Below are 12,617 nucleotides of genomic sequence, written 5' to 3' on the forward strand. Positions count from 1 at the left end.
AGTTAGGGCTAGTCGCTCTGGGATTCAGCCATGACCACCTCACCAATGCATTTCATCACCTGAAGCACCTCGTAGAGGTCATTCCCCGGATTGACCAAAGAAAATAGGCGAGAATTAGCGTATTGGGACTGAGGCGCTTTCGTCAGCTTGAGAAACAAAAAACTTTGACCATTGCTCACCATCGCAGATGTAGGCTGCTCCACCTCAGGGTTTGCCAGCACATAGGCCAACGCTTGCCCCATCGCCACATTCACATCAAAACCGCTCCGCTTCGCCTCCAGCGCCAAAATCCAAAACCGCTCCTTCAGCACCAACACATCAATCCTGCCGCGAATCACCTCCCCCTCATCCTCGGTGGCAATTTCAACACTCACCTCCGACCGAATATAGAACGGGTCATCGTAGAAGCCAGCCATATCCAACAGCGGCGAAAGCACCACCATCTTGCCACTGTTTTCTAACAGTGGCAGGCTTTTTAGGAAGCGTTTGAAATGAGTTTTTACCCGATCAAGATACTGCTTTTCCAGCTCGGTCAGTGCCCCTAACCCCTGCGTCCATTCCGAAAAAAAGTCTGGCTGAGTTGCCTCCCGCAGGCCATAGCGATCTTCGAGAAAGGCGATAGAGACTTGACTGTCGGGGATAACGCTGACAATAGCATCTTGCGAAGGAGATAGGGCGCTGCGATGACAAGATCCTTGGGCTAGCACTGTAGCCTACAGTTTAATGCTGCTGAAAAAGACCCATCGAGCAAATGGGTTGCAGTTCTCGGTCGGCAATAGTGGTGTATGAGGTATCTAACTTTTTTGGACACAGATTAGCAAACTTTCCCTCGCTCTTGTTGCGGCAACATAGCGCTCACACTTATCCAGGAGATTGGCGTTGGTTAAATCATTCATGGCATCGGTATCGCCTGTACAGGCCATGGCGATCGCCTTGAACTCCAGCCCCTTAATCCGTTTCATCGTACCGAGACGTACTCCAGGTTCTTCGGGGCCGGGGTCTTCTTGTCTGGGTTGTAGTTCGTAGGTCTTCAGTCCCTCGGCCTGGAGCGCAGCGCGAATGTCTGGCTTATAGGGAGTGACGCAAATCTCATGGTCAGAGAACTGGCCCGCTTCCACCAGAGTTTTGGCCCATTGGGCAATCACCCTGGCTTCCTCTGGTTCATCAGTACAGGGGGCAATTTCAGGGGTTGGCCCTGTGAAGACCGAGCGATCGCCGACAGTGCTAGTCTTACCGTCATCCAGGTCATCTACATCTAGCCCATCGAGAATCTGCTCAGCAAAGCGGCGGATTTGCTCACTGGTGCGGTAGTTCACCTTGAGGCGTTTAGAGCGACCTCGGACTTCTATGCCCGCCCGGCTGAGGGGAACGCGGGTACGGTAGATGCGCTGGTGCCCGTCCCCAGCTACAGAGAGAGGATTCACCTGACCATCGCCCAGGGGGCTGAGGGCAGCTAGCAGCCGCAGACCTTCGAGGCTGAAGTCTTGTACCTCGTCGGCTAACACATGGCGAAATTGAGGAAAGTTGCCCTGATCTACGACTAGGCGAGCCTGGTGGATCGCCCCCTCAAAAGTCATCAGGTTGCGCTTTAGCAGCAGGCGTTTGAAAGCCTTAAAGACTGGCCATGCCTCTCGTCGCTGCTTGCGACCCAGGCGGGGCCTGCCGGTGCGCACCGTCGTCAGGTAGGCTTCCTCGGTCTCAATGCCATTGGCATCGACCACCAGATTGAATTCCTCTTGCAGGTCTAGCTTCGACATCGGCAGGCCGGTAATGGTAGGGTCAGCCCAAACTTCGTTCCAGAGGTCATCGCGCTCTTCGGGGGAGGCAATGCGCCCCTTCCACCCACCTCGCTGGCAGATGGTGCGAGCCAACTGGTTGAGATGGGTTACTTCGATCTGGTCGGCCACCGTAGGGTCAAGACGAGGGATGTAGCCTTTGAGGGTGATCGCTAAGTTGGTAGAAAACGTCACCAGCAAAATCTTGTCCTTGGGATTGTCGAGCTTACGAGCTAGGTGAACGGCTCGATGCAGCAGGGCTACGGTTTTCCCGGTTCCGGCAGCTCCGGTGATGCTCATGGGGCCGTTTACCTCCCACTCCACCAGTTGGCGCTGGCGGGGGTGGAGGAAGATGCGCCACTCTTCCAGGGAGCCGCCTTGGAAAATGGCCTTGAGGGCATCTTCGCCATCGACAATGACGAGATCGCGGTTGGATCGCTGGGTCAGCTTTGAGAAGTCGCCGGGGCCTTCTACCGCGACAGTGGTAGTCGCTTCAATTTCAGACCCTAGGGCCTGGGCTAAGGCCTCATCGAGGGAGAGTCCAGCGGCGTAGCCAATCAGCACCTCAGCACATTCGTCGGGTAGATATTTGCTCAACATGTCTAGGTCGTAGTCGCTGCGAACTTCCCGTACTGCCGGGATCAGCATCTGCGGGACACCGGCATGGAAAAGCTCATCATCCGAGAGTTGTTGAAGGACATAGCGGTTGCCTGGGCTGTAGGTTTTGGGCGTTGCCACCTGCTGAACAGCTTGCTGGGTCGCCTGAGCATCAAAGATTTGAAACGCACCGGTGCTGCCGTGGACTTCGAAGCGTTTGTTTTTGGCCCAGTCGTAGGCGCGATCATGGGAGTCGATGTGAACCAACAGAAAGGTATCGCCCTGTTCTGGAGCAATGACGATCGCCCGATAGCCATCGGGCAGGTCAGCACCCCGCACTTTGCCATCGAGCATGGTTTCTTGGAGCCCATGCAGGCCAATGGCAGGGTCCCAAGGATCCACCTGAAATTTCTCGATTAGGGTGGCGACCTTCTTTTGCACCTTGGTTGGAAGCTTATAGAAGTTCTTAAACACCTTGGCGTGCATCATCAGTTGGGCCATGGTTCGTTCTCCCTGATCAGGTGTTAAGTAAGTCAATCAAAACGGCGGTGCCTCGAGCCTGGATATCATCGGTGGTGACTATCTTCCAGCCAGCGGATTGCCAGGCTGATGCCAGGGACACCTGGTCTCCGGCTAAAACGGCAATGGGGGGCGAGTGGTCAGGCCAGGCTAATTCTGCCAGAGCATCGTCCCCCGTGGTTACGGCAATGGCTTCGGCTTCGTAGGCTGGTTCGGGCAGCGGCACCCCGGCAGCGGCCAGACTATCTACCAAGGCATGAAAAGAGGGAATTACCTCTTCGCGGACATCGGCCCAAGGGCCGCTGGCGGCATCGACTACCGTCGTGGGAACGACATCGGGAGCAGTACCCTCGGTAACTTCTGAGGTCGTGAAGCAGGTAAACGCCCCACAGAACTGGAACAGGTTAAGGCAGGCTAAAAACCTGCGCCACCGTGGCCGATAGCTTTGACTGGCCAAGCGCTCATCGTTGCTATCGCCTAAACGGGCGCTGACCCGCACCTGGTTACGCTGGTTGGCCAGACAGGCTTCTAGGGTAGAAAAAGCAACCACGTCAGCGCCAGAACTGGCCTGGGAGTTGCAGACCCAGGTGCCCTTTTCGTCGCTAGCGGGCGAGACAAAGTCTTTGCCTGTACACCAGTCTTCCAGGGCGCTAAAGAGATCGGCTTCCAGATGGGTGCGATGGGCCGCTAACACTTCTAAGGGGAACGCGGCGGCAAAGTCAGCAAGTTTTTGCCAGCCAGCGGCATCGGGGCGCTCAATGAAGGCTAGGAGCTGTTGCCAGGGGTTACCGGCGGCGCGACGTCCGGCAGGCATGACTATGCCCTGGTTGGCGGCAGCATTGGCGAAAAACTCCATCTTGTTGGCAATGGGAGCCTGCACGATGCAGAAGCTATCGGGGCCAGAGTGCTGCACATCTTCCCAGGTGATGTTCCATAGGTGGTAACGGCCAGAGCTGAGAACAGCGCGGCGTTTGGCCATGTCATCGGCCAGGCGGTTGGTGGTGACGTGGAACTCAAACCCATCGGTGAAGATGGCGATGGGGCGAATGGACTCATCGTCAGCGCAGCGCAGTAAAAAGTCAGGCTGGCACTGAAGAGTGACTCCCTGGGGTGGCCCCAGATGGGGCTGGAGTTCGAGTTCCCAGGTGTGGCTGGGGTGAGGAATCGTAAACCGGAATCCGGCTTTACCCTGCACCAGGGTTTTCTCCCAGGTGCCTGATTTGTCGAGCACCCATTCTTCTAATTTGCGCACTAGCTCTCGCTCTAGCAGGCTGCCGAACAGAGATGTGTTGGGAATTTCGGTCAATCCGGCCCGCTCGATGCGGCGATCGCCCGCCTGGATCAGTTGTTTCAAAAGTCGAACCCCTAGGGCACGACTGACCTGAGCCGCATTGTAGCGCTGAGAATAGGTGCGCACACAGCGGTAGCAGCCGTCGGTGTCGTTTTCTTCTAGGGCACTCATGCGGCCACAGCGACAGCTTTCCATCGCATCCAGGGCCAGGCGCATCACTGCCATGATGCCCTCGCCGGTACGATTGGCCTCGTCGGTTTCCTGAAACAGGGTTTTGAGATAGCCGGTACCGCCGGGGACGCGATCAAGAATCACCAGGTAGTCTCGAGTCAGGGCATTATCGCCATCGGGCAACTGCTGCGGAAAGATGGTGAGGTGGCTGGGGTCTCCTTCAAACCGCAGCCGCAGCCCCAGGGAAAGGCAGGCCCGCAGGGTTTGAATTTCGTCCTCAGCCATAGGGGGCAACAAAATGCGAATTGCCTCGGACTGAATTTCTCGGTAGAGGTAGACGGGGACTTCTTTGAAGGGGTTGATGGTGCGGCCTTCGGCTTTGGCTTTGTCAAGCTTGCGGCGGGCGGAGCAGCTGCGGCGGTGCTTAACTTTATCAATCGCCTCAAACGGCCCAGCCACAACTCCACAGTCGGCACAGACCACAAACCCATTTTCTGGGGCTGGCCCCTCGGGACCAAAAGCCACAGCCCCCTTATCGTCCTGGTAGCCGACGTTAACTTCTCGCAGCGTCACCGCCGCTCGATACTCAATGCCGAAGGGGAGCTCTTCTTCCCCGGTGGCCCCGCTGGGGGCGTCAAGGGTGAGGTCAAAGCTGTAGCGACGCTGGTAGAACTGGTTTTGCCGTTCATCGGAGCGATCGCTGGATAGGCTCTCGTACTGCTCCATCACCGAGATCGCCTGGGAGCGGGAGAATTTAACGAAAGTTTTGTGCTGGCCAATGTCAGCCTGACTGTCGGCCCCGCCGTCGTAGTGGCACTGGGGGCAGGCGGGGGCTGCATTTTCTTGGGTGAGGTCGCTGGTGGGGCGCATGTGCCCACATTTGCCGCAAATGGCCCAGGTCTCGGTCAGGGGTTCTTCGCGGCTGCCCACGCCAATTTGCTGAATCTTAAACTGGCGCTTGTGGGTATAGAAGTGGTTGTGGGGGGCCAACTCCCGCAGGGCACTGGCCGCCGGGCGCACCACCTCAATGGGGGGGATCGGTTGCTCTGCCGTGCGGTGGCGGTTATAGACGGAACCGTAGAACCGCACCCCGGATTCGGGAAAGGCGTAGTTGGGCAGCAGCCCGTTGTTGGTCAGCAGCTCCAGGGAAGTGGTGCGGGCCAGGCTGGTTTGGCGACCCTTGAGCACCCGCAGTTCGTCTTCAATTTCTTGGCGGGCCTCTAGTTCGTGCTCGTCGAGCTTAGATTTTTGGTCTTGCAAGCGGCGGCGGGCGTTATCCAGCTCTCGCCGCTGGCGATCAAACTCTTGGGAAACTCGGCGCAGCCGCTGGAGCAACCGCTCGGTTTCGGTCTCCTGGGTAAAGCGGGCTTGGGTATCGGGTTGAATATTGTCGGTAAAGCGGGCCAAAAACGCCTGCTGGAGTTCTGCCTCGCGCTGGGTGACCCAGGCCATCGTGGCAGGAATTTGGCCCTGGATGTCGTCCATGTCGCGGACAAACTGGGTGCCGCTGCCGGGCATTTCGCGCAGCTGGCCCACCTTGGTGGCCGAGTCAAAACAGTAAGCCAGGTACTGCCGCACCAGCACCGCCGAGGCATCAACCCAACAGCCCGGTGGATCAACCTTGCCCCGTAGCATTTCCCCCGGACGACCATAAAAGAACAGGTCGTGGGGCTGGTGGTTGATCACCGAGACAATCAACGCCGTGCCCGTGGATCGCCCCGCCCGGCCAATGCGTTGCAGGTAGCTGGCGGTGGTGGGCGGAATCGAGCAAAGCATGGTGCTGGACAAGTCGCCGATGTCGATGCCCATTTCTAGGGTGCTGGTACAGGTGAGCACGTTGGGGTCGTCGGCATGTTGAGTAGTGGAAAAGGCGCTTTCTAGGGTTTCTCGTTCGTCAGTGGTAAGCAGGCCGGTGTGCTCGCTGGCCACCACCCGGCGTAGGGCACCCTTGCGGTAGCGGTCTTGGTAGTAGCCCTGGCGGAGAGTAAACTCGTCGCGGCGGTAGGTGCCGTTTTGGGCGCTGTATTCCAGGCTGGGGGCACCCTCCCAAAGGTCAGCTTCGATCGCAGGGCGGACAATGGATCGGCGGGTCTCTGAGCAGGTGAGCTTGACCCCGTAGGGCACCAGACTGGCCTTGGCGGGGTTAAGGGCGTAGTAGACCTTGCTGCCATCGCTGTGGAGGCGCTGGAGTAGGCCCGTGGCCTCGGCTTTGTCGTAGAGCAGTTGCAGCAGATCGAGAGCTTCTAGGTCACCGATGGTGGGGCGGTTGAGCACCCGCTGAGTCCAGCGAATATGCCAGGGCTGAGTGTTGCCGGAGGTGCTGCTGAGAATGTGGTCGTGGTACTTGTCGCTCTTGGTAACCATCAGCCGGGGGCGAAACCGGGTCATGGACGGGTGGGTTTCGCGCCGGGGCAGGTAGCGGCCAAAGGGAGATTTGCCCCAAAACCCATGGTGGGCGTAGTCGAGTAGGTAGGGATGGCCCAGGGCACCGCGCAGTCGGTAGCGGTGCAAAATACCCAGCAGCCAGCGGCCCAGGGCAGCGATGGGCAACGAGGTCAGGCTGGTATCGACCGCCTCAATGCTGTCGCGCAGGGCCTCCACTGTTTGGGTGATGCAGGCCCAGTCCCAGGCGAGACAGGTGGCCCCGCTGGCCTCTAGGGTGCGCCCCCGCAGCAGCATGATGCCAAATTCACTGCTAGCCTGCCAGGTCAGCCGTTCTTGAATGGCGGCTAAGAGCTGGGCTGGGGGGCGGGGAGTGGCAGCGCTGTTTCGGTAGGTCAAGTAGTCTGCAAAGTCGGCTAGGTCGGGGGGCAGCAGGGCGGCGATCGCATCTTTCAAGCTCCCCGGTCGACCTACTCCGGGGGTACCCCACCAGTGCAGCAGGCGATCGCCCACCGCTACCAGGGGCACGCCCTCAGAACCCGCATCATCCACCACTCGCTGGAGGGCGGTGCGGAAGGAGAAGTTGTAGGTGCGGGCCGAGAGAAACCCAGCCCGATGGGAGGCATCTTGTACGCTGTCGGTGAAGGCCAGCAGCTTGGGGTCGCTGTTGAGTACCGAACCAAATAGCTCATCCACCATGACGCTGGAGAGGGTGGCAGAGCGAGAACCAATGATGAACACACTTTCTAGGGAGCCACAGCAGGGGCAGCCCTGCTTGCCCACCAGTTGGCTTTTATCCTTGGTTTTGATCGTTTCCACATCGTGGTTAATCGCCACCCGAAAGCGGCGGCTGTCGTCGGTCAGCGGGCAGGGGCCTTCGCCCTGGCGCACCACCAGGCTCTGGGGATGGAGATACCACTGGCCAAACAGGCTGGGCTGGTCGTGGCCCTGCTGCTGGATGCGCCACTGACTGGCGGTGCCCTCGGGGTCGGGCATGAGGGTGACAATTTTGGCGTCGCGGCCCCCGTGGCGGTCAAACCAGCCCTGATAGATGGCTTTGACATCGTCGGTGAGCTTAAAACCTTCTACGCCCTTAGCGCCAATGGCGCTTTCGGCCTGGGTATTTTTGAGGCCAATCCAGCCGGATGCGCCGCACTCGCTGCACTGGAAGGCGGGCAGCATGCGGTTTTCGCCTGCGGGTTCGTCGAGCCAGCAAAAGGCGGGGGCTTCGCTGACGTAGCGACCAATGCGGGTGAGTTCGCGAATCCAGAGCTGTACCTGGGTGGGCACTAGGGGAAAGGCGCGATCGCTGCGAATTTCTTTAGCAAAGGCCACCAGGGCAAAGAACGACACCAGAATCCAGCGGCGATCCTCAAACCGGGTGATCAGCAAAAAGCCCAGTTCTTGGCTGGCCATTCGTTCGATCAGACTATGCCAGGTCAGGGCATCGGTGCCGGTGCGCTCATTGTCGTCAAAGAGGGTCAGCAGTTGCTTAAACAGGCGGGTGGTGCAGAGCCACTGGCCTATAGCCACACCCCAGGCATCGAGGGCAGCGGTGTCGTGGATATCTCCGGTGAACAGGGGGCCACCCCACAGGGCCACCTGGCGAAGGGCGTAGGCGGGGGCGTCTTCGTCGGGGTGGGGCTGGCAGTCGGCGGGGGTAGGCAGGTGCAGTTCTACCAGGGCATCGTCTAGCCCGGTGACAATTTCTTCCACGGTGAGCCGGTCTTCAATGATCACGGCTTCGGCGGGGATATCTTCTTCAAATAGGGTGCTGGCGAAGCGGGCCAGGCGATCGCCCCCGGTTTCGATGGCATCGGCGATGTCGTGGCCTAGGGCGCGATCACTCCTATCGCGATCATCCATGGTGGCACTGGTACCCACTACGCAGAGCTGGCCCTTGGGAATGTCTAACCGTTCCTTTAGGCGGCGAATCAGACAGGCCACATCGGCCCCCTGGGCACCGTCATAGGTGTGCAGCTCGTCGAGAATCAGGTATTGCAGGGTGCCGGGTTCGTTAAAGCGCCACAGCCGCTGGTCTTGGGGCCGCAGCAGCAAAAAGTCCAGCATTTTGTAGTTGGTCAGCAGCACGTCGGGGGGCGCGTCGAGCTGGGCGGTGTGGTTGGTGATGCCGTGGTCGGCCCCCATGTTGGTGTCGCCCGAATCTTGGGAGCTGGGGTCAGAGGGGTCGTAGCGCCCCGTGTAGGTGCCGACGCGAATGCCTGCGTTTTTGAGCTTGGGGTCTTGCCAGATGGTTTTGGCGAAGCGCTTTTCCTGGTCGGCGGCCAGGGCGTTCATGGGGTAGAGGATGATGGCTTTGATGCCGGGCAGCCCGGCCTGCTTGGCCCGGAAGCAGTGGTCGAGTACGGGGTACAAAAAGCACTCGGTTTTGCCGGAGCCGGTACCGGTGGTGATTAGGGTGGGTTCTGGCTGGTGGCCGTTGCTGTGGAGCCGTCGCCAGGCCCGCGACTGGTGGCGAAAGGGGGTGAAGGGGACGGTGATGTCGAAGGGTGGGGTGTAGTCTTCGGCTAGGCGAAAGGGGCGCTTGAGCTGTACCCACGGGCCTTTGAAGATGCCCTGGTGGGGGTCTTCGAGGAAGCGCTCAAAGGCTTGGGCTACCCGCTCGTCGCGGAAGTCGAAGGTGGATTGCAGGTAGTAGAGAACCTGGCGACGGATGTTGTCGGCGAGGTGGGCTGGAAGCATGGGAACCGAGCTGGGGGGTATTTACTTAGGGTATTCACGGGTCTTGCCCCTCCGTCAGGGTACCCAAGGTTTTTACAGAATTGGGATAATATGCCAAGTGAGATCCCAAAGAAACACTTATTGATTCATTAAAAAAGGAAAACCTTCAAAAACAAAGGATTTAAGACCAAACAACAGAGATTTTATAGTAATGAAACGTAGAAAGCCTCCAAAGACAATAGTCTGGACACTTTTCTGGGCAAGCGCTGAAACTCTTGATTTCTCCTTGACCAGGCTATCGCGAAAGAGCCCTTCTCTCGCGTACCATTCTTATCCTGATAGACACTCTCTTCTCTGCAAAAGTTTGCAAATAACCTAAGAGCAGACGTAGAGGCGATCGGTATGTTTCAGGATCTGATTGGCTGCTTGAAATTGCCGAGCCAACGTTGTTGCATTGGATTTGGAAAAAGCCGTTCAACAGGTCACAGCAAGTACAGCTTAGGAAAAGAGCACCGAAAGGCAAATTAAAAATTTAGCAAAACTGCTGATGAAGCTATTTTTGACTATTATGCATTGTTTATCAAATTTTGACAGATAGCCTTGCCAGAAAAATGATTCAATCTGTACTTTTTCGGTCAAGACTCGACGACGGTATGCGAGAGGTCAATTATCTATATACAGATTATCTATATACAGATTGTTTATTAAGACCTGCACATATCTATCGAAATTCTGAATCACTATCTGCGGCGTATCCGCAGGTAATGAATGCTTTATGTAGGAAAAAGCTACTTCGTAGGCATCAGCAGAAAGGGATGGTCTAATATTATTGCTTTCTAAAAGATCTTGGCTGTTCGTCAAAAAACATCCGTAGATTCTCTCAATATATTTTTCAATTTCCCATTGAAAATCAGAAACCAATCTTACCCTGTCTTCATCTGAAAGTTGCTGAAGCTCGGCACTTAGTGTCTCAAGGTTATTCAATGTGTAGTCACTTGCTTTTTTAGAAATTGTGCTAATTCCCTCTTGAAAAAACCAATCGAGGATAGCGCAAACCTGAGAACCTATTAACCAGCGTAGAGGACGTTCTATAGTACCCATGACCCATCTGATAGTTTTATTTTCCATAGTAGTTTTATTTTCCAGCGAATTCTGTTCGGTTTGTATGCGTAGCATAGTTCTTAATTCCGGCACTTTATTGAAAAGGCTAATAGCTGCATCTATAGCAATAGCTTGGCCCTTTTTGCCAGAACTTTGGCGTTGATCTACAACTCCTATGACTTGTTGAGTGGAAGGAATAAAGATTGGAGAGCCGCTATATCCTGGCTGGAGAGAATAATTATCATCAATGTCTAGGTCCAATACCCAGGCGTATTTATTACTAGCAACAACATTGAGAGTATCTACATGTAAACAACCCGAGATTTCTCTCAAAAAGAGACGATTAGCCGGTTTAACTTGCTGAAAATATCCTAACGTTGAGAAGATCAAGGTTTTCTTGCTAGGTCTAGCCAGACGTACAGGCTTTTTCCAGTGAAGTCCATCTACTCGTAAGAGCGCCAAGTCAAAAGTGTCCTTAAGGGATAGCTTAAGTTCATCCTCGCTAGGGGCAATCAGTTGAGCCGGTCGTTTACCAACTCTTAGATTTGACAAATCACCAATCTCATTGATGACGTGTGTACAGGTTAGCCAGTAAGTAAACCTTTTATCTCTAAAGATAAGAAAGCTACTACCAAAGTCACTGATATCGTTCTTGCTGCTTTCAACCAAAGCAACTGACTCAGTTAATTCAGGTTCCTTTAACGAACCCTCATACTTTTTTGCCATAAAATTCAAAACCTCTATATTGGTCTAGAACAAGATATGACTCAGAAACCCTGAACATGTCTCAGTACCGTAAAAACTTTCGATAATTCAGATTTCATTCGCAAAATTTAAGAAATCTGTGCCTTATTGCCTCGGCCATGGAGGGCTATCAATGAAGTATATCCATTAAATCATGATATTAAAAGACAAGAATTCTAGCTCTAGCATTAGGGCTATGTATTGTTATATTGATTGACGCTGTCTATCCATTCCATAGTGGTGCAGAGAACTCCTGAAACCCTTATAAATAGAGAATTCTTGCCAAGACAGCAGACTTGAAATTTCTCAAGAGATCGAACGAAGACAATGGGCTTTAAAGGCTATTTGACCGCCTAAACCCTCCATTGGAAGACTCAAAAGAGTCTTCTGCACCACCAAGCTAGCTTTCCATCCTCAGTTTATAAAGGAGGTAAGACTTGCCGAACTTGCTAGAGACTCTTTGCCTTAGGTTTTCGAGTGAGCCTATTTCACTAGTTAGTCATTGATCTTGTTTTTGCCTCATCACAAGCTTGATTTTAAGGTTCGCGCCTGTTTTTGCCTTAGTGATGTAGATATTGCCCTCTCCCTCAAAGCTGAGGCCCACTTCTACCTCAGCCTGCTCAACGTAGACTTCCTTGTTGAGCTCCTTCCATGTACTTGCGATAGGGGTGCAGATCTTCTTGAGGATTGGGGCAATGACGTCAAAAGAGGAACCTACTCGCTCAGCCGCTGAGCCTCCTGATATCTGCTCAGGCTCATCGTCCGCCGCTTCTACTTCGATTAGCAAACCATCTTCTAGACGAATGAGCTTAGTGTGATCTGTCAATGGTAGGTGCTCCAAGGTAAATTGCATCACTCGGAACAGGGAACTGGCACACAGAGTAAACTATTTTACAATGCTGCGTTGTGAGCTACGTCACCTGGTAACAAAAGACTGTTATAGCCCTTCGTCAAACGCGATAGGTGTAGGCGATGTGGGTTTCTGCCATTTGCAGGTGGCAGTGGTAACTGCGGAAAAGGCGATAAGGCGCATTTTCACTAGCAACGTTGTATTGATCTATAGCAGGAACTGAGCATGGTGTGTGAGGATAACCTTTCCACCGATTTTGTCGTCAAGTAGACTGGCAGCATAGAAATTACGGAGGAACTCTGTATATTAAAGTGTTTCCAATATTTGCCTAGGCAACACTAATTTTTATAAACTTCAGGGTTTACAACGTTTTAAGCTTATTTAGGGCTTGCTGAGAAAGTACCAAAAGCCAAGCGGAAAGGGTGATTCAGGGTGATTGAGAGCTGCTAAAGTGCAAGGAAAATAGTGCACTGCCGCTGAAATCCTTGGACGCAGAGACCGATGT

5 protein-coding genes are annotated in these 12,617 nt (G+C 54.8%); all 5 read right to left on the reverse strand.

Annotated features, from left to right (window positions below; all coding sequences use genetic code 11):
• Positions 1–8: 8 nt before the first annotated feature.
• Positions 9–707 carry a restriction endonuclease subunit R gene (locus VB780_RS12150; protein ID WP_323351419.1) on the reverse strand — a complete coding sequence of 233 codons (699 nt, stop codon included), beginning with the start codon at positions 705–707 and terminating at the stop codon, positions 9–11.
• Positions 708–794: 87 nt separating this feature from the next.
• Entirely contained in the window at positions 795–2,873 is a 2,079-nt protein-coding gene (locus VB780_RS12155; RefSeq protein WP_323351420.1) for a UvrD-helicase domain-containing protein, read from the reverse strand.
• Positions 2,874–2,889: 16 nt separating this feature from the next.
• Entirely contained in the window at positions 2,890–9,438 is a 6,549-nt protein-coding gene (locus VB780_RS12160) for a DEAD/DEAH box helicase (RefSeq protein WP_323351421.1), read from the reverse strand.
• 642 nt (positions 9,439–10,080) lie between these two features.
• On the reverse strand, positions 10,081–11,244 hold the full coding sequence (locus tag VB780_RS12165; RefSeq protein ID WP_323351422.1) for a trypsin-like peptidase domain-containing protein: 1,164 nt from the start codon (positions 11,242–11,244) through the stop codon (positions 10,081–10,083).
• Positions 11,245–11,761: 517 nt separating this feature from the next.
• Positions 11,762–12,088, reverse strand: coding sequence for a CU044_2847 family protein (locus VB780_RS12170; RefSeq protein WP_323351423.1), 327 nt, complete (start codon positions 12,086–12,088; stop codon positions 11,762–11,764).
• Positions 12,089–12,617 lie beyond the last annotated feature (529 nt).

Origin of the sequence: Leptolyngbya sp. CCNP1308 (genome assembly GCF_034932455.1) — a bacterium.
GTDB lineage: Bacteria > Cyanobacteriota > Cyanobacteriia > Phormidesmidales > Phormidesmidaceae > Nodosilinea.